The following is a 19,563-nucleotide window of genomic DNA, read 5'->3' as shown; positions in this document are numbered from 1 at the left end:
GATTTTGCAACTAAATTTTTATCAAAAAAATAACTTTTTTGTTAAAATAATAATTATTCTAGATTTTTCTGTAGACTGTACATTATTAATTATGATAATATTTTTCATGTAGCAAGTTTATGGAAAATAAATTATGATTATAAAATAGAAATAGGTTAATAAAATTTTAAGACTTTACAGGAGATGATAATAATGAAGGTATTAGTAACGGGTGGAGCAGGATATATTGGAAGTACAGTATGTTCTGCTTTAATAGATAAAGGCCATACCCCTGTAATTTTGGATTCTCTGGTTACAGGCAGAAAGGAATTTACAAAGGACAGAATATTTTATAAAGGAGATATTGCAGATAGTGAGCTTCTTCAAAAAATTTTTAAAGATCATCCAGAGATATCCCATACAGTTCACTGTGCTGCTTTAATAGTAGTTCCTGAATCTGTAGAAAGACCTTATGATTATTATCGTGAGAATGTAGCAAAGTCTCTGGAGTTATTTAATAATTTGAATAAACTAGGATGTAAAAATATTATATTCAGTTCTTCAGCTTCAATATATGATGATGTTGAAGGTTTTATGGTAACAGAAAAATCACATCTGAACCCAAGAAGTCCATATGCAAGAACAAAATATATGATGGAAATGATACTTAAAGACTTTTGTACAGCTTATGGAATGAAAGGAATAGCACTTAGATATTTTAACCCAATAGGAGCAGACCCAAAAATGAGATCGGGAGTACATATTAAGTTTCCTTCTCACGTTCTAGGAAAACTTGTTGATGTTGCTCTTGGAGCTAGCCCAACCTTCTATATAACAGGAACTAATTATGATACTCGTGATGGTTCAGGAATTAGAGACTATATACATGTCTGGGACTTAGCACAGGCTCATGTTAAAGCCATTGAAAATTTTGATGACGCTTTTAATAAGGAAGGTAATCCTGATTATTTGGTTATAAACCTCGGTACGGGAAGAGGAGTAACTGTTAAAGAATTAGTTTCTGCATTCGAGAAAGTTTACAATCAAACTATAGATAAGGAAGAAGTAGAACCAAGACCAGGAGATGTGCCGGGAGCTTATGCAAATGCTGATACAGCTTGGAGACTTTTAGGATGGAGAGCTGAAAAGAGCATAGAAGAAGGAATTGCAGATGCACTCAAGTGGGGAGAGATAAGAGAGAGTATAATTAGATATGAATAAAGAAAGGGTCCAATAATAAAAAAGGAACTCGATATTTTGTTTGTCAGTTTTAATGATATATTTATTGATAAGATAAAAAATAGCAAACAAATTCTTTACAAAAAGGTTATTTTTTCTACATACTTAGCAAACCATATTAATATTAATGTATAATTTTTTGTAAAAGTATCAATAATTTTAAGGTTTATAGTATACTGTAATTTATAAATTATGATATTATATTTATTGTGGTAAGTATAAGGAAAATAAATTAGTATTATATTAGTATTTTAAATGTGATTGTAAAGATATAAAAATTTATTAACAAATATAAAAATAATTGTAATAGTGAGATGTTTTTATAAGTCTATGATAGAAAATTAAATTGTTGTTAAAATAAGACATTACTTAATATGGAGAAAGATAATGAAAATATTAATAACTGGAGCAAAAGGGCAGTTAGGAACCCAAATAATATGTATATTAAAGTCCATGAAATCAGAATTAGGTTCAATTAGCAGCGCATATAAGAATGCTGACATTGTAGGAGTAGATATTGACGAGTTAGATATTGCAAATCTGAAAGCAGCAAGGGAATACATAACAAATGTAAAACCAGATATTATAATAAATTCAGCAGCTTATACACACGTAGATGATTGTGAAACAAATGAAGATATAGCCTTTAAAGCAAATACTATAGGACCTAGAAACTTAGCAATAGTTAGTGAAGAATTAGGAGCAAAACTTATACATATTTCTACAGATTATGTTTTTGCTGGTGATGGAACTAAGCCCTATAGAGAATATGATTTGCCTAATCCAAAGAGTGTATATGGAAGTACAAAATATTTAGGAGAGGAATATGTAAAGCAATTTTCAAGCAAATACTTTATAGTGAGAACTGCATGGCTTTATGGCTATTATGGAAACAATTTTGTAAAAACTATAATGAAAGCAGCAAAAGAAAAAGGTAAACTAGATGTAGTTAATGATCAGAGAGGGAATCCAACTAATGCTGAAGATTTATGTTTTCATCTATTAAAGCTAGCATTAACTGAAGAATATGGAATATACCACTGTACAGGAAAAGGTGAATGCAGTTGGTATGATTTTGCATGTAAAATAGTTGAATATGCAAATATTAATTGCATTGTTAATCCAACAACTTCTGATAAAATTAATCGAGCAGCAAAAAGGCCATTATTTTCTTCCTTGGATAATATGATGCTAAGATGTACTGTTGGAGACGAAATGAGACATTGGGAAGATGCATTGAAGATATTTATACAAAATGTTAAGTAAATAGCAACAGAAAGTTATACGATTATAAATTATATATAATACTAATTAATAATTTAGATAAATTAGGAGAGGTTTAAAAAAATGAAAGGTATAATACTAGCTGGAGGGTCTGGTACCAGGCTTCATCCTATAACAAAAGCAGTGTCAAAACAAATATTGCCTATTTATGATAAACCTATGATATATTATCCTTTATCTGTACTGATGTTAGCAGGAATAAAAGATATTTTGATAATATCAACTCCAAGAGATATTGGCAGCTTTAAAGAGCTTCTTGGAGATGGAAGTCAAATAGGAGTAAAATTTGAGTATGCTATTCAGGAGCAGCCAAGAGGACTTGCAGATGCTTTCATAGTGGGAGAAAAATTTATCGGCAATGATAGAGTAGCACTAGTTTTAGGTGATAATATATTCTATGGCTACGGATTTTCAGAAAGACTTGAAAGAGCAGTTAATAGAGAAGAAGGAGCTACTATATTTGGCTACCATGTAAGCAATCCAACAGAATTTGGAGTAGTAGAATTTGATAAGAATAATAATGTAGTTTCTATTGAAGAAAAACCTAAAGTTCCTAAATCAAATTATGCAGTACCAGGACTTTATTTTTATGATAATAATGTTGTAGAAATAGCTAAAAATGTAAAGCCTTCTGCTAGAGGTGAAATAGAAATAACTGCAGTGAACAACGAGTATTTAAATAGAGGCAAATTAAAGGTTGAGCTTTTTGGTAGAGGTATGGCTTGGCTTGATACAGGAACACATAGAGGACTACTTGAGGCTGCAAATTTTGTTGAAGCTATTCAAACAAGACAGGGATTGTATGTAGCATGCATTGAAGAAATAGCCTATAGAAAAAGCTTTATTAATAAAGAACAACTTATAGAATTAGCTAAGCCTTTATCAAAAGTAGAATATGGTAAGTATCTATTGAAGATAGCAGAAGAAATTATATAGCGGAGGATCATAGTATGAAAACATATTTAGTTACAGGTGGAGCAGGATTTATTGGGGCAAATTTTGTACATTATATGTTTAAGAAATATGATAACATTAAGCTTATTAATTTGGATAAATTAACTTATGCAGGAAATCTTGAAAATTTAAAAGCTGTAGAAAATGATTCAAGATATACCTTCGTTCAAGGTGATATATGCGACAAAAGCTTAGTGGAAAAGTTGTTTAAAGACTACGATATTGATTATGTAGTGAACTTTGCTGCAGAATCACATGTAGATAGAAGTATAAGGGAGCCAGAAGTGTTTGTAAATACAAATGTGCTAGGTACAGTAACACTTTTAAATGCTGCAAAAAACGCTTGGCAAACTGATGATGGCTTTAAAGAAGGGAAAAAATATCTTCAAGTTTCTACAGATGAAGTTTACGGATCTTTAGGAGAAACTGGTTACTTTACAGAAACAACACCACTAGATCCTCATAGTCCGTATTCATCAAGTAAAGCTGGTGCAGATTTAGTTGTTAAAGCGTATTTTGATACATATAAAATGCCTATAAATATTACTAGATGTTCTAATAATTATGGACCATATCAGTTTCCAGAAAAATTAATACCGCTTATTATAAATAATTGTTTAAATAAAAAACCTCTTCCTGTGTATGGGGATGGACTTAATATAAGAGACTGGCTATATGTAGAAGACCACTGCAAAGCAATTGATATGGTTATAAATAAAGGCAGGTTAGGAGAAGTTTACAATGTAGGTGGACATAATGAAAGAACTAATATTCACATTGTAAAAACTGTTATTAAGTACATTAATGAGAATGTAGATGATTCAGTAACAGAAGATTTAATAAAGTATGTAGAGGATAGAAAAGGACACGATAGAAGATATGGAATAGATCCAACCAAGATAAGAGAAGAACTAGGTTGGGAACCAGAGACTATGTATGAAGAGGGAATAGTAAAAACAATAAAATGGTATTTAAACAATAAAGATTGGATGGAAAGAGTAACTTCAGGAGAGTATAAGAAGTATTATAATAAAATGTATGAAAATAAATAGGGGTTAAAAACTATATGGGACAATTTATTTTTAAAGAAACAGAAATAAAGGGAGTTTATATAATAGAACCTAAAGTATTTGAAGATAATAGAGGATACTTTATGGAAACCTATAATTATAAAGACTTTAAAAAAGCAGGTTTAGATATTAATTTTGTTCAGGATAACCAGTCAAAATCAAAAAAAGGAGTACTCAGAGGGTTGCATTATCAAAATCCAAAGCCACAAGGCAAGTTAATAAGAGTTATTAGTGGAGAGATTTTTGATGTGGCTGTAGACTTAAGAAAAAGTTCACCTACTTATGGAAAATGGGTTTCCGTTATATTGAGTGAGAAAAATAAAAAACAATTTTATATACCTGAAGGCTTTGCACATGGATTTTTAGTTTTATCTGAAGAAGCTGAAATTACATATAAATGTACTGAGTATTATTATCCTGAATATGAAGGAAGTATTGCTTGGAACGATCCAAGATTATCAATAAATTGGCCAATAAGAGATATTAAAGAGGTTATATTGTCAAATAAAGATAAAAATGCTCTTACACTAAAAGAGCATAATGTTATTTTTACGGAATACTAAATATTTAAAATTTATTTATATTGTTTTGTACTGAATTATATAAACCTATAAAAGTATAGGGGGAGATTATAGTGGAGATGTATTCAAAAGAACAGACATTAAAAAATAATAAAAGCAGACTTTACTTTTTAGTAAAAAGGCTGATGGATATAGTTTTATCTATATTAGGGCTTGTTCTTTTATCTCCAGTTATGATTATTGTTTCTATAATAATAAAGTTTGAATCTGAAGGTCCCATAATATTTGTTCAAGAAAGAGTTGGTCAATATGGAGAATTATTCAAAATGTATAAATTTAGATCAATGATTGATAATGCTGAAGATTTAATAGAATCTTTAAAAGATAAAAATGAAATGTCTGGTCCTATGTTCAAAATAACTGATGACCCGAGAGTTACCAAAATAGGAAAATTTATCAGAAAAACAAGCATTGATGAATTACCTCAACTAATTAATGTACTTAAAGGAGAAATGTCTTTAGTAGGGCCAAGACCAAATCTTCCTAGGGAAGTTAGGAAATTTACACCATATCAAAATAATAAGCTATTAGCAAAGCCAGGACTTACTTGTTATTGGCAGGTTATGGGTAGAAATAACATTGATTTCGAAGAATGGATAGAATTGGATATTAAATATATAGAAGATCGAAGTTTGTGGGTTGATATTAAACTAATATTCAAAACCATTTTTCTTTTATTTGGTGATAAAAACGCAAGATAGGGGAGTGTCTTAATTATGCTTTGTGCATTAATTATGGCTGGAGGTAAAGGAGAGAGATTTTGGCCGCTGTCAACTGAAGAAAAGCCAAAGCAATTTTTGAATCTTTTGGGAAAAGATTCAATGCTTCAAATGACTGTTAAAAGGCTAAATAATCTTATACCTTTAGAAAGAATTTTTGTAGTTACAGGTAAAAAATATAAGCAGCTTGTAAAAAATCAGCTTCCAAATTTGCTAGATAGAAATATTATAATTGAACCAATTGGTAAAAATACAGCACCATGTTTGGCACTTTCTGCGTTTATAATAAATAAATATTATAAAAATTGTACCATAGCAGTTATTCCAGCTGATCATCTGATTAAGAATGAAAATAAATTTATTAAAACTTTAAAAGCAGCTGATAGTTTTATTGAAAAAAATAATAATTCGGTAGTTACTGTTGGAATATTTCCTAATAGACCAGAAACTGGATATGGATATATAAAGTTTGGTAAAACTAATATGAATATAGATAGTTTCGAAATAAAGGAAGTAGAAAGATTTATAGAAAAACCAAATTTAGAAACTGCTGTACAATATGTAAAAGAACAAAAATTTCTTTGGAATAGCGGAATGTTTATTTGGAAGGCTGATACAATATTAATGTTAACAAAAAAATATCTTAGTAAAACTTATAAATTATTAGAAGAAATAGCTATTTCTAAGGAAGATAAGTTTGAAGAAGTTTTAGAAGAAAACTATGGAAAAGTAGATAGTATTTCAATAGATTATGGAATTATGGAGAAAGCTGATAATATTTATGTAATTCCATCAGACTTTGGTTGGGATGATGTTGGAAATTGGACTAGTTTGGAGAGATATAGAGAGAAAGATAAAAATAATAATGTTAAAAATAATAATTGTATATTTTATAAGTCAGATGGGAATATAGTGGTTACAAATAAAAAAGTTGTTTTAAATGATATACATAATTTAATAGTTGTAGAGACGGATGAATATATTATGATCTCATCAAAAGAAAAAGAGCAAAATATTAAGTTTGCTAAAAATACAATAAACAAAGAGGTGTAATTGTGAAAGTAGCTTTAATACATGATTGGTTAACTAATATGGGCGGAGCTGAAAGAGTGTTGATTAATTTTAAAGAAATCTTCACAGATGCCTCTATTTATACATCGTTATATAATGCTGAAAATCTAGATCCAGCACTCAGAGATATAGATGTAAAAACTTCTTTTTTACAAAATAAAAGAAATATAGATAAAGGACATCAAAGATTGTTGCCATTTATGCCTATGGCTTTTGAGAGTTTTGATTTAAATGAATTTGATATAATACTTAGCAGTAGTTCTGCTTGTGCTAAAGGCGTTGTTACTAAGTCTGATACAATGCATATTTGTTATTGCCATACACCCATGAGATATGCATGGGAATTTTATTATGAATATGCTGAAACTGAGAAAACTCTTATAGGTCCTTTTAAAAAAATATTTTTAAAATATTTTATGAATTATATGAGACTTTGGGATAAAGTTTCTTCAGATAGAGTTGATTACTTTATTGCAAATTCGGAAAATGTTGCTAAAAGAATTTGGAAACACTATAGAAGAGAAAGTACTGTTATTCATCCTCCCGTAAGAACAAAATTATTTAATATATCTGATACTACTGAAGAGTATTTTTTAATAATTTCCAGATTAGTTCCATATAAAAGAGTTGATTTAGCTATTGAAGCTTTTAATGAATTAGGATTACCTCTTATAGTAATTGGAGATGGTTCTGAAAAAGTAAGACTTGAAAACATGGCGAAGGCAAATATAAAATTTTTAGGAAGACAACCTGATGATGTAATAAAAGAGTATTATTCAAAATGTAGAGCTTTTATATTTCCGGGAGAGGAAGATTTTGGAATTGCGCCGCTTGAAGCTCAATCAAGTGGAAGGCCTGTAATTGCATATGGTAAAGGTGGAGCCTTAGAAACAGTAATTAATGAAAAAACAGGTGTATTTTTTAATGAACAAAAAACTTTTTCATTAATAGAAGCAGTTAATAAATTTAATAATATGTGCTTTGATAAATATTATATTAGAAAACATGCAGAAAAATTTGATGAAGAAATATTCAAAAAGAAAATAAGTGATTTTATAAATGAAAAATATGCAGAATTCAAAAGCAAAAAGCCGTATAAGGTATTGTAACTTAATTAATTAGGGGAAATGTATAATGATAATTTTTAATGCTTTACAAACTTCTTTAAGTGGTGGAATTGGCAGATATAGTTATGAACTTGCAAAAGCTCTTTATTTACAAAATGAAATTTCCATAAAAATTGTAATAAGGGAACAAGATAGAAATAATTTTAACTATGTTCATAATAATGATGACTTGATAGTACTTAAAGGTATTACAAATTCTATACAAAGAAATTTTTATGAGCAATTTAAATTGCCAAAGTATATTTATAAAAAATACCCTAATGCAATTATACATTATCCAGATTCTATGGCACCTATTAATTCAAAAAACAAAATAATCATAACAATTCATGATTTGGCTTTTCTTAGCAGAAGTCAGGATTTTACTAAAAAAACAGTAATTTGGAAAAAAGTTATTACTAATATTTCAGTTAAGAAAGCTAATAAGATTATCTGCATAACAAATTTTGCAAAATCTGAGATTAAAAAATATTATCCTGATGTAGTAAATAAAACAGCTGTTGTATATAATGGATTTAATGATTTTTCACATGACACAATACAAGATAATATGGTTAGCAATAAAATAAGACAGTATTTATCAATGCCATATATACTAACTGTTAGCACTATATCACCACGTAAGAATATTGATGGTTTAATTAAGGCTTTCGATAGAATTAAGGATAAAATTCCACATAAACTTATAATTGCAGGGAATAATGGGTGGAAGTATGAAGAAGTGTATAAGTTAATTAAAAAAAATAACCTTAAAGGGAGGGTTTTTTTTACAGGTAAGGTTAATGATGAAGAATTAAAAACATTATATAAAAATTCAGAGTTATTTGTCTATCCTTCTTTTTACGAAGGTTTTGGACTACCACCTTTAGAAGCCATGTCTTATGGTGTACCTTGTATAGCTTCACAAACTTCTTCGATTCCAGAAGTATTACAGGAGGCAGCAATTTATATTAATCCGTATTCTATTGAAGATTTGGCAGACAAACTTCTAATGAGTACAAAAAAAGATATAAATATTATTGAGTTAAAAGATAAGGGATATGCAAGAACAAAATGTTTCTCTTGGGAAAAATGTGCTAGAGAAACCTTCGAAGTATATAGAACTATTTTATAATAAATTTATAAATACTAAGGAGATACAATATGTTTTTACTTCGTAATGAGGAAACTATTAAAAGATATATGTGGATATTTATGTCTATATTAATATTGTTAACAGCTTTGGGCGGCATTTTAAAAATATCGCTACTAATATACTTTTTTTTTATTTTTGGTTTTATATATTTTTTATATCTACCAAAGCAATATATATATTTTCTTATATTAATTTGGCCGTTTACGTTTTTACATAATCAATTCAACATATACGTAAAAGTTTTAGGAATTATTTTATTGTTTATACAAATTATAAAGAAAAAGGCTAAAATAAAATATTCCTATTTTCAAATTTTTTTTATAGCATTTATTTTTATTGGATTTATATCTTACATAATATCTCTTTTTTATAAAAGCTCTATTGGTAGAGTTACTGGATATAAGGTTATATTTGGATTTAGCAGTTTAGGGTTTCAAAACCTATTTCAGTATTTTTATATAATCTGTTTATCTTTTTTAATATTAAATCTGTTTAATAATAAGAATGAGATTATTAATTTAGTAAAGTTATTTATTAATGTAGGAATAATATCTAGTATAATTGGATTATTTATATATCTTTTATATTCATTAGATTTGTCAATTGTAATACCTAATGTTATAAGAGAGTTTCCTGGACCTCAGCAAGGGGTTTGGGATAATAGATTAGCAGGTACTGCTTTTGAACCTTTAGCTTTTGGAAATCAAATTGGTATAATGATTCCACTAACTATAGGTCTGTTTATTCTTTGCTCTAAAGATAAGCTTAAGTATAGTATATATTTATTTATTGAATTTTTAACTTTAATATTAACATTTTCAAGTGGGGCATGGATTAGTACTTTTGTAAGTGTAATTGGTTTTTTTGTTTTTCTAATTTCCGTATATGGTAGAAAATATATTAATAAAAAAATTATTGCTAAAGGTATAGCTGTAATTGGGATATTAGGTTTTTTTCTTATAGGAACACTTTATTTTACGGATAACTTAAACTACGTAAAATTTGTAATAAGTGATAAATTTAAAGGTTCCCAAAGCATGAATGAAAGAAGAGCTATGAATACAATATTATTAAAGACCTTTAAAGAGTATCCTGTTATAGGGGTAGGTATTGGAAGATATGTATTTTATATAGATAAGTATGGTCCTGCAGGTAAAAAACAATTCAAATTTATTCCTAGACCAGTTCCAGCAGGTTGGCGTGCTAATAATGATTACTTTACTATTTTGGCTGAAACAGGTATTTTAGGTTCAAGCTTTTTCGTTATTTCATTTATTTTTATTTTTAGAGAAACCTTTTTTAATACATTTAAATTTAGACGTGATAGATATTTTATTTTGCTATGTAGTATTCTTACTTCTATATGTATAATATTAATTCAAATGGCAGTAGCGTTTTTAATTTATAGCTATTATCTTTGGATTCTTATAGGGTTGGCTTTAGTGTTTGCTAGAAATTATAAAGAAACGGGTGAAACAAATTGAATATTGGTATAGATGCCAGACCGTTATCAAAATATAAAACAGGAATAGGGTTTTATCTTGATAGTCTGCTTACAAATTTATTGGAGATAGATAAAGAAAATGTATATTATCTCTTTTCAGATAGACATGTTGTTTTCGAAGGCGATAAATATAAAAATTTAATAGTTATTGAAGATTCAAATAAGATTTATAAAAAAACTTTATGGTACTTGTTTAAGGTTCCACAACTAATAAGAAAATATAATATTGATATATTTTGGGGAACACAACATGTATTACCTTTAAAGCTTTATAATGCAAAAAGCTTATTAACAATACATGACTTGGTTGTTTATGAAATGCCTGAAACTATGCAAACTTACAACAAGCTTATAAATAAGATTTTTATACCATTTTCAATTAAAAAGGCAGATAAGATTATTGCAGTATCTAAGGCTACTAAATTAGGTATACATAAATATTTCTATAATGATATTGATACAGAAAAGATTAGTGTTATTTATGAAGATGGAACCTATATTGAAATATCAAAAGAACAAGAAGTGGATTTCTTTAAGAAAAACAATAAAATAGTTCCTAAAGAATATTTATTATATGTAGGAACTATAGAACCAAGAAAAAATATTAGTACCTTGCTTAAGGCTTATGAAAGTATAAGAAAAGAAACTGATTTAAAGCTAGTACTATGTGGCAAGTTAGGGTGGAAGTCTAAAAACATTAAAGAAGCTATTCATAATCATAAGTATGCTGAGGACATAATTTATTTAAACTATGTTACGAATGTTGAAAAGCATGTACTTATGAAAAACTGTTTTATATTTATATTTCCTTCATTATATGAAGGTTTTGGGCTGCCAGTTGTTGAAGCTATGAAACAAAATGCAGTAACTATAGTATCAAATTCCTCATCATTAAAAGAATTAGTTGAGTTAGAAGAATTAAAATTTGAAAAATTTGATTATGAGAAGCTTTCGAATAAAATAGAAAATTTATACAATAATGAAAAAGAATATGAAAGATTGAAAGCATACTGCATCAGAAGAGGAAAAGAATTTAATTGGCAGAGTGTTGCTAAGGATTATTTAAATATAATAAGAAATATGAAAAATTAAATATAACGAAGATTTGAGAGTGAATAATATAATGAATAAAACTATTATAATATTAGTTAACTATAATAATTTTACAGATACTATACAATGTGTAAATAGTTTAAAAAAACTAACTAATAAAAATTATGAAATTGTAATAGTAGATAATGGATCTCAAAATAATTCCGTAGAAGAAATAAAAAAAAGTCTTCCTAATATAAAGCTTATTGAAACAGGAAAAAACTTAGGCTTTGCAGGGGCAAATAATGTAGCAATCAAATATGGACTAGAAAATAATGCAGACTTTTATTTATTACTAAATAATGATACTATAGTGGAGCCAGATTTTTTAGATAATATGATGGAAATTTTTAAAAATTATTCCAAAGTTGGTATCGTCGGTAGTAAAATTATGTATTATGGTAATAAAAAGTTAATATGGTATGCTGGAGGAAAGGTTAATTGGCTTAAATTTCGAGTAGAACATTTTGGACTAAAAGAAATAGATAAAGGACAATATGATAATGAATCTGAAGTTGATTTTATAACAGGTTGTAATATGCTTATAAAAAAAGAGGTTTTAGAAAATATAGGCTTATTAGAAGAAGACTATTTTATGTATTATGAAGATGTTGATTTTTGCATAAAGGCAATGATGAAAGGATATAAACTTATCTATACCCCTAAAGCTGTTATATATCATAAAGTAAGTGTAGCAAGCGGAGGAGAAGATTCGGCCTTTGCAATAAAGTGGAATACTAGAAATAAAATTATTTTTATGAATAAATTTAAGAAAAAAGTTAAATTGTTTAGTTATTTAGTATCTATTGCAGGAATAAGTGTTTCAAATATTAAGAAATGGATTATGTATAAAATCAAAGGAGATTATAACAGAGCAAGTGCCTTGGTAGAAGGAACTATAGAAGGTATAAGATATATATTTAAAAATTAAATAAAGTTAATATTTAAGGCAGGGATTTTGATGAAAAACAAAGAAACTTCAGCTGCTGTAGTTGTCACTTTCAACAGAAAAAATTTTTTAATTGAAAGTATAAAAGCATTAATAAATCAATCCTATAACCTTGATGGAATAATAATAATAGATAATGCTTCAACGGATGGAACAGCTGAATTGTTAATACAAAATAAATTTATTTGTGATTTTTCTCAGGATATAAATAAAAGTACGGAAGTTTTAAATGTATATGAAGGTATAAATATACATTATATAAGATTACAGCAAAATACTGGAGGTGCAGGTGGATTCCATAAGGGTATTGAGACAGGAAAGATATTAGGATACGACTGGCTTTGGCTAATGGATGATGATGCGGAGCCTCAAAATGATGCTTTTGAAAAATTAATGAAAGTAAAGGAAAAAACATCTGCATTTGTATTAGTTAGTGCTGTTTATAATAAAGATTTAACGCTTCAAAAAAGACCGATATACTCAGTTATTGATAATGATAAGTATTTTAAAAATATTGAACATAAAGAATCAGATTTTATTGAAAATGAAATTCTTAATATTTATACGTATCCTTTACTTGGGGTATTAATTAATCAAAAAGTTATTGAAGCCTGTGGTAATGTAAAGGAAGAATTTTTTATTCAGTGTGATGATTTAGAGTACACACTAAGAATATCAGACAAGTTTAGTATTGTTTGGGTAAGAGATAGCATACTTATTCATAAAGAAGTAGAAAGTCTCATTTTACATAGAAAAGTATTAGGTAAAAACTTTTACTATATAAATATAAAAGAACAATGGAAAGATTATTATGGTTTTAGAAATCATATGCTTGTAGCAAAAATAAGAAATAACAATAGACTTGTGCTTAAAAGATATTTAAGAGATTATATAGATAGGATAATAAGAATAATAATTGCTCAAGATAATAAATTATTTAGGATAAAAATAAATACTAAAGCTATTTTGGATGCTGTTAACAATAGAACTGGTAAACGTGTAAAGCCAGGACTGCTTCCTAAGAAGGAGAGGAGTTAGTGTGAAAATAAATTTTATAATTCCTTTTATTAACCTTACTGGAGGTTTGAAGGTTGTTTTTGAATATGCTAATAGATTGAAAGAGAGGGGACATGATGTTGTATGCTATGTCCCTGTATTATCTTATAAATTTCAAAATAAAGGTTTAAAAGGTGAATTTAGAAGAATAAAAGCTTCTGTAGGTAACGTTATTAAAAAAAGAAATAAAGTAGATTGGTTTGATTTGAAAGTAAAAGTAAAGCAGGTTCCGTTAATTAATAGTGTATTTATAAGAGATGCAGATGCTACCATAGCTACAGCATGGCCAACAGCATATTCAGTCAGTAAGTTAAATAAAAACAAGGGTAAGAAGTTTTATTTTATTCAGCATTACGAAAAATGGAGTGGACCTGAATACTTAGTTAATAATAGTTATAAGCTCCCTCTAAGACGTATTGTTATTGCAAAGTGGCTTAAGGATTTAATGGAGATGAAGTTTCATGTAGAGGTTGATGCGCTAATTCCTAATGGAATAAATTTTGATGAATTTTATAATAATAATAAAATTTATAATAGAGAAAAAGTAATTTTAATGCTTTATCATAAATTAGAGTGGAAAGGCTATAATGATGGAATAAAGGCCATAGAAATTGTTAAAAAAATTCATCCTGAAATAAAGGTTAGACTATTTGGATTAGAGAAAGGTACTGATATACCAAGTTATGCTGAGTTTTATGAAAATCCTGAAAAAAGTAAGTTAAGAGAATTGTACTCAACATCAGATATTTTTATATCTCCTAGTTGGACAGAAGGATGGCATCTTCCACCAATGGAAGCTATGGCATGTAAGTGTGCAGTAGTAGCAACTAATGTTGGATGTATACCGGATATAGGAATACATAGAGAAACTTCTATGGTTTGTGAACCCCACGATATAGAGTCACTTGCTCAAAATATATTAAGCTTAATAGAAAATGAAAATTTATTAAGAAAAATATCTGAAAACGGATATAAATTAATTAAAACATATACGTGGAATAATTCAACAGATATATTTGAGAATACTCTAAAAAAATAATTATTCTTTTGTAATTTAATTATATTAGAGGTAAAATATGATGCGGCAAAAATCATTAATTAAGAACTATGTATACAATGTAAGCTTGACTTTATTAAATATGCTTTTTCCTATTATAACATTTCCGTATGTTTCCAGAGTAATAGGTGCTGTTGGTGTAGGTAAAGTTAGTTATGCTACATCTATTGTAAATATTTTTTTGATTTTTGCAAGTCTAGGAATACCTGTTTATGGTGTAAGAGAAATTGCAAAAGCAAGAGATAATAAGATTAAGCTTTCAAAAGTATTTTCTGAGATATTTTTAATAAATACAATTGCAGGAATAGTAAGTTCAGTTGTTTATTATACGGCTGTACTTTCATTAGATTATTTTTGGAATGAAAGAATACTATTTTTATTATTAGGAAGTTTATTAATATTAAATATCTTTAGTATTGATTGGATGTATCAAGGATTAGAGAACTATGGATTTATTACTATAAGAAGTATAATGTTTAAAATAATATCAATAGTACTTCTTTTTTTACTAGTTCAAAATAGAGGTGATTATATTATTTATGGTGCTATAAGTGTTATAGCACTTAGTGGAGCAAATATAGTAAATATAATAAACTCCAGAAAATATATTAAGATTGGCTTTAAAAATTTAGATTTTAAAAGGCACTTAAAGCCTATTTTAATTTTGTTTTCGTCACAAGTTGCTACGAATATTTATATAAATCTTGATAGTGCTATGCTTGGAATAATATCAGGAGATAAATATGTAGGGTATTACTCAGCTGCTTTAAAGATAAATAGAATGGTTCTTGGTATAGTTACTTCTCTTGGTGTTGTATTGCTTCCTAGACTGGCTTATTATATAAAACAAGACATGAAAGAGAATTTTAATATATTAATTGAGAAATCTGTTCAGTTTATATTGTTTCTTGGACTTCCTTCCTGTGTTGGTTTATATGCATTAGCACCTCAAATTATAAGATTATTTTCGGGTGATGAGTTTATTCCTGCAGTACCCACTATGCAAATTACTGTTTTTATAATTATATTAATAGGACTTAGCAATTTAACAGGGATACAGATATTAATGCCACTAGGAAAAGAACGAAAGTTGTTAATATCTGTTATTGTAGGAGCTGTAGTTGATTTTATATTAAATTTAATATTGATTCCTATTTTTAACCAAAATGGTACTGCGATTGCTTTTACTATTGCAGAGTTTTTAGTTTTAGCTATTCAATTAAAATATACAAAAAATTATATGAAGAGAAAAATAATAAATAAAAAAAATGTACATTATTTGATAGGAAGTATTTTTGTATTTATTGCAGTAGAATTAGTAAAGTTGTTAAATTTATCTGATATATTTACTATTTTATTAAGTATAGTTTTTTCAGGTTCATTATATTTTGTATACTGTTTAATTGTTGGAGAATCTATAATACAAGAAATATTAAATAAATCAGGTTTGAGATAGTGTCAATAAACATTAATAATATGTATGCAGTTGCCTATATGTACTTAAGATATTTTTGAAAATATAATAGAAAAATTAAATATACTAAACTAAATAAAAGCTGCTAATAAACTGAGTTAGCAGCTTTAGATATAAAAAATTAATTGCTATGGTAATTTAGATAAAGAAGAAACTGTAGTATTATCACTTTTGTTAACATACTTTTGGAGAATATATAAAGGTGTATATTTTTGAACTTTCCATATATAATGTAATTGTTTTGCCATTAATGGGCAAGCATCAACTGAACTATTTGTGTTATTTTGCATTGTATCAAAATCAAAAGGATATTCATTCCAGCCAATTTCTAAGTTTGCAGCAAAGCCACCATATTTCTTTGTATACCAACCTACAAAGCCTATAGGAAGAGAATCGCTAAGTGAAAAAGGAGATTGAGTAAGTATAGCTATATCAATAACTATATTTTTATTTTTTTCATAAACTTCGCCTGAGAGTTTATAATTCCAAAATATTGTAGGTCCTCGCCCGTGATAAGTTATAGCATAATTGAAAAGTTTATACTTGTCTATAAAATTAACTACAGCTTTTGTTTCAGGTTCAGATAAACCACTTGATCCAATATAATATTCTGAAGCAGGTTCAGATTTAGCCCACCATTTTGGATCAGTAGCAGTATAACTTTTTACGTCTTCATCATTTACACCATCTTCCCAAAAGTTATAGTGTAAATCAACACCATTAATATTAGATTTCCATACTCTAAAATCTTTATCATTATATTGCCAATTAGAATCTACATCACCAGGATTTATTAGATGATTATCTATTTTATTCTTTAGCATGGCTAATAAATTTTCATATCGTATGCTATCATTTACTGAATTAAGTCCGCTAAATACAAGCTCCGTACCATCAGGATTTTGCATTGGCACATAAAAAATTGCTGATTTTGAGAAAATATCTTTAAGCTTCTGACCATTATAGTAATTATTCCAATTATAAAGATAAAACTCAATTTGTTTCATAATAATTGGTGTACTATGAGTTTCTCGAGCATGAGAGTTTCCCATGATAAAAAAACGGTGAGGTATGTTTTTTTCAAGTTTTGATAGATTTTCAAGTCCATTTACATTACCTATTATTACTGCTGGAATATCACGTCCTAGTACAGATTTACCTATTATAACTTTTTTTACTTTATCAGGAAACATAGAAATTAACTTATCAATATCCTTTATCATATCGTTATATCTATATTCTATTGTTGATAAATCAATAATACTTTTATAATTTTCAGTTAAAGTTTGTTTAGATGTAATAGAAGAATTTGTACTTACATAGTTTTTATCAGGAGTCATATTGTTATCATCATATACTCCTGAACCGGATTTTAATACATCTTGAGATTCTATATTATTTGAGTTACTGACATTATTTGTGTTGATATTCTTTGGAGTTATAAGCCCTAATAAATTAGATTTAAATAATATAGTCGCAAGAATAGTTATTAACAGAATACATAATATATAAAAAGTAAATTTGCGCATCATATCACCTTGAATAATAGTAATTATGCATTTTTTTATTTAATAATTGAGATTCTAAATTTTTTAAGTATTGTAATTTCGATATATAATTATATGCTATAATAAAAAGCATATGTTTTTTAATAAATATTATAATATTATTATTTATTTTTAGCATTATTTATATATAATATGACAAATTTATAATTCTTATTCACTTATATATTAAATAGAAATCGACGCTTGAAATATTGAAATAACTAATTGAAAGATATATAATAAGCATTAGTGAATAAATAGCAATAAAATTATAATAATAGAAAGTATTGTTGCATTTTGCTCGAAAGGAGTATAACGTATTGATTACAAGTAAATTGGACAAAGAACGTCTCTTCGTAGTTGTGCTTATAGCTTGTTCGTTTTTTTTATATATTGCTTGGGCTGTAATTATTCCATTTGATCATGCTCCAGATGAGTTTCAAAGGTTTGATATTGTTAATTTCATTATTAAATATAGAAATTTACCTATAAGTGGTGATATAAGATTATTTTATGGAGACTATGGGATTTCATATGCTACAACGCCTTACCTCCCTTATATAATATCAGCTGGTTTATGCATATTTGCTGATAAAATAGGTGTCAATTTGCCAGTATATATAATTTCAAGAATGCTTTCTGTATTTTCAGGGGTGGGAACAGTATACTTTTCTTGGCTAATAAGTAAGCGTATATTTAAACAATCTAAAGTAAAGTATTTTTTTCCTTTATTTCTAGCTTTCATTCCCCAATTTGCCTTTATATCTGCATATACAAATCAAGATGCATTTACTGTATTTTTATCATCTATTATGATTTATTTATGGCTTTTAGGTTTAGAATCAAATTGGGGATATAATGTAGTGATAAAAGTTGGCATTGTATCAGGTTTGATGGCATTATCATACTTGAATGGATATTCTATAATACTTGCTACACTTTTTATAGTATTAATTACTTATAAAAATAAATTATCAAATAGTTTTTTTAAAAAACTATTATTATGTATTTTTATTATTTTTATAGTATCTGGATGGTTTTTTATAAGAAATTATTTAATTTACGACGGAGATTTTTTAGGGAGAAACTATGGCAGAGCGTTATCAGAAAAACTTGCTATACCTAAATATAAGCCTTCAATTAGAAATACATTAAAACATAGAGGATTAGGCATAAGATATTTATTGTTTAATACAAATTGGCTGAGTGATACATTCAAAAGCTTTTGGGGGTATTTTGACTATATGATTTTGCCAATGAACAATAAATATTATTTTTTAATGTTTTTAATTGTTGCAGCTAGTTTAATAGGTCTGTTTTATAAAATAGTATATTATTATAAAACTGATATTAAAATGTTAATGAGAAATAAATTTTATATAGCTTTAGCTTTTACATCTGTTATTTCTTTTATATTACATTCTTATTACTCAATTTACTCAGATTATCAGCCGCAAGGACGATATTTATTTCCTGCACTAATAGCATTAATAATATTATTATGCAAGGGATTAGATGGAATAATTGCTGATAAATACAAAAGTATAGTTTATAAATTACTTGGTATTTTAGCTATTATGTCTAACTTTATGGCATTATTTTATATAATATTTTTAAATTATTATGTTTTTTAAGGTGATAACTTGAAAATGAAAACCATAAATGAAGGCACACAAATAAGACCCATTCCTTTTGTTCGAAAAAAAGAGGATCTCTTATAGGATC

17 protein-coding genes are annotated in these 19,563 nt (G+C 27.3%); 16 read left to right on the top strand and 1 reads right to left on the bottom strand.

What is annotated here, in order from left to right; genetic code table 11:
* Positions 1 to 192: 192 nt before the first annotated feature.
* The 15 genes from galE (at position 193) to M2651_RS00015 (ending at position 16,273) form a co-directional block, all read left to right on the top strand.
* Positions 193 to 1,200 (top strand): UDP-glucose 4-epimerase GalE, encoded by a 1,008-nt coding sequence (galE, locus tag M2651_RS00085; protein ID WP_252130287.1) that lies wholly within the window; start codon positions 193 to 195, stop codon positions 1,198 to 1,200.
* 405 nt (positions 1,201 to 1,605) lie between these two features.
* A complete protein-coding gene (gene rfbD, locus M2651_RS00080) occupies positions 1,606 to 2,484 on the top strand; it encodes a dTDP-4-dehydrorhamnose reductase (RefSeq protein ID WP_252130286.1) in 879 nt (292 codons plus the stop codon).
* A gap of 81 nt (positions 2,485 to 2,565) precedes the next feature.
* A complete protein-coding gene (rfbA, locus tag M2651_RS00075) occupies positions 2,566 to 3,438 on the top strand; it encodes a glucose-1-phosphate thymidylyltransferase RfbA (RefSeq protein ID WP_252130285.1) in 873 nt (290 codons plus the stop codon).
* Positions 3,439 to 3,452: 14 nt separating this feature from the next.
* On the top strand, positions 3,453 to 4,508 hold the full coding sequence (rfbB, locus tag M2651_RS00070; RefSeq protein WP_252130284.1) for a dTDP-glucose 4,6-dehydratase: 1,056 nt from the start codon (positions 3,453 to 3,455) through the stop codon (positions 4,506 to 4,508).
* 14 nt (positions 4,509 to 4,522) lie between these two features.
* Positions 4,523 to 5,089, top strand: a complete 567-nt coding sequence (gene rfbC / locus M2651_RS00065; protein WP_252130283.1) for a dTDP-4-dehydrorhamnose 3,5-epimerase — start codon at positions 4,523 to 4,525, stop codon at positions 5,087 to 5,089.
* 77 nt (positions 5,090 to 5,166) lie between these two features.
* A complete protein-coding gene (locus tag M2651_RS00060; RefSeq protein ID WP_252130523.1) occupies positions 5,167 to 5,808 on the top strand; it encodes a sugar transferase in 642 nt (213 codons plus the stop codon).
* A gap of 15 nt (positions 5,809 to 5,823) precedes the next feature.
* On the top strand, positions 5,824 to 6,879 hold the full coding sequence (locus M2651_RS00055; protein ID WP_252130282.1) for a mannose-1-phosphate guanylyltransferase: 1,056 nt from the start codon (positions 5,824 to 5,826) through the stop codon (positions 6,877 to 6,879).
* 2 nt (positions 6,880 to 6,881) lie between these two features.
* Positions 6,882 to 8,006, top strand: coding sequence for a glycosyltransferase family 4 protein (locus M2651_RS00050; RefSeq protein WP_252130281.1), 1,125 nt, complete (start codon positions 6,882 to 6,884; stop codon positions 8,004 to 8,006).
* Positions 8,007 to 8,031: 25 nt separating this feature from the next.
* Positions 8,032 to 9,138: a glycosyltransferase family 4 protein gene (locus M2651_RS00045; protein WP_252130280.1), complete on the top strand. Its 1,107-nt coding sequence runs from the start codon at positions 8,032 to 8,034 to the stop codon at positions 9,136 to 9,138.
* A gap of 278 nt (positions 9,139 to 9,416) precedes the next feature.
* Positions 9,417 to 10,643 carry an O-antigen ligase family protein gene (locus M2651_RS00040; RefSeq protein ID WP_252130279.1) on the top strand — a complete coding sequence of 409 codons (1,227 nt, stop codon included), beginning with the start codon at positions 9,417 to 9,419 and terminating at the stop codon, positions 10,641 to 10,643.
* Positions 10,640 to 11,755, top strand: coding sequence for a glycosyltransferase family 4 protein (locus tag M2651_RS00035; protein ID WP_252130278.1), 1,116 nt, complete (start codon positions 10,640 to 10,642; stop codon positions 11,753 to 11,755). Before M2651_RS00040 ends, M2651_RS00035 begins: the two co-directional genes overlap by 4 nt.
* A gap of 31 nt (positions 11,756 to 11,786) precedes the next feature.
* Positions 11,787 to 12,686, top strand: coding sequence for a glycosyltransferase family 2 protein (locus tag M2651_RS00030; protein WP_252130277.1), 900 nt, complete (start codon positions 11,787 to 11,789; stop codon positions 12,684 to 12,686).
* A gap of 30 nt (positions 12,687 to 12,716) precedes the next feature.
* The gene (locus M2651_RS00025; protein WP_252130276.1) at positions 12,717 to 13,742 is read left to right on the top strand and encodes a glycosyltransferase; all 1,026 of its coding nucleotides are present in this window, start codon (positions 12,717 to 12,719) and stop codon (positions 13,740 to 13,742) included.
* Position 13,743: 1 nt separating this feature from the next.
* Positions 13,744 to 14,799, top strand: coding sequence for a glycosyltransferase family 4 protein (locus M2651_RS14375; RefSeq protein ID WP_252130275.1), 1,056 nt, complete (start codon positions 13,744 to 13,746; stop codon positions 14,797 to 14,799).
* A 37-nt stretch (positions 14,800 to 14,836) separates the two neighbouring features.
* A complete protein-coding gene (locus tag M2651_RS00015; RefSeq protein WP_252130274.1) occupies positions 14,837 to 16,273 on the top strand; it encodes a flippase in 1,437 nt (478 codons plus the stop codon).
* 146 nt (positions 16,274 to 16,419) lie between these two features.
* Here the strand turns inward: M2651_RS00015 and M2651_RS00010 are convergent, their stop codons facing one another.
* Positions 16,420 to 17,823 (bottom strand): M14 family zinc carboxypeptidase, encoded by a 1,404-nt coding sequence (locus tag M2651_RS00010; RefSeq protein WP_252130273.1) that lies wholly within the window; start codon positions 17,821 to 17,823, stop codon positions 16,420 to 16,422.
* A 335-nt stretch (positions 17,824 to 18,158) separates the two neighbouring features.
* Here M2651_RS00010 and M2651_RS00005 point away from each other — a divergent pair, with 335 nt between their 5' ends.
* On the top strand, positions 18,159 to 19,472 hold the full coding sequence (locus M2651_RS00005; RefSeq protein ID WP_252130272.1) for a glycosyltransferase family 39 protein: 1,314 nt from the start codon (positions 18,159 to 18,161) through the stop codon (positions 19,470 to 19,472).
* Positions 19,473 to 19,563 lie beyond the last annotated feature (91 nt).

Source organism: Clostridium caldaquaticum (assembly GCF_023806125.1).
In the GTDB taxonomy this organism is placed as follows: Bacteria; Bacillota; Clostridia; order Clostridiales; family Clostridiaceae; genus Clostridium_AT; species Clostridium_AT caldaquaticum.
Note: the sequence above shows the minus strand (reverse complement) of the source record. Positions and strands in the feature narration are given on the sequence as shown.

Coding starts and splice junctions, on each gene's coding strand:
- rfbC (WP_252130283.1), top strand. CDS start 4,523: ATGGGACAATTTATTTTTAAAGAAACAGAAATAAAGGGAGTTTATATA.
- rfbB (WP_252130284.1), top strand. CDS start 3,453: ATGAAAACATATTTAGTTACAGGTGGAGCAGGATTTATTGGGGCAAAT.
- galE (WP_252130287.1), top strand. CDS start 193: ATGAAGGTATTAGTAACGGGTGGAGCAGGATATATTGGAAGTACAGTA.
- rfbA (WP_252130285.1), top strand. CDS start 2,566: ATGAAAGGTATAATACTAGCTGGAGGGTCTGGTACCAGGCTTCATCCT.
- M2651_RS00025 (WP_252130276.1), top strand. CDS start 12,717: ATGAAAAACAAAGAAACTTCAGCTGCTGTAGTTGTCACTTTCAACAGA.
- M2651_RS00030 (WP_252130277.1), top strand. CDS start 11,787: ATGAATAAAACTATTATAATATTAGTTAACTATAATAATTTTACAGAT.
- rfbD (WP_252130286.1), top strand. CDS start 1,606: ATGAAAATATTAATAACTGGAGCAAAAGGGCAGTTAGGAACCCAAATA.
- M2651_RS00015 (WP_252130274.1), top strand. CDS start 14,837: ATGATGCGGCAAAAATCATTAATTAAGAACTATGTATACAATGTAAGC.
- M2651_RS00060 (WP_252130523.1), top strand. CDS start 5,167: ATGTATTCAAAAGAACAGACATTAAAAAATAATAAAAGCAGACTTTAC.
- M2651_RS00010 (WP_252130273.1), bottom strand. CDS start 17,823: ATGATGCGCAAATTTACTTTTTATATATTATGTATTCTGTTAATAACT.
- M2651_RS00055 (WP_252130282.1), top strand. CDS start 5,824: ATGCTTTGTGCATTAATTATGGCTGGAGGTAAAGGAGAGAGATTTTGG.
- M2651_RS00045 (WP_252130280.1), top strand. CDS start 8,032: ATGATAATTTTTAATGCTTTACAAACTTCTTTAAGTGGTGGAATTGGC.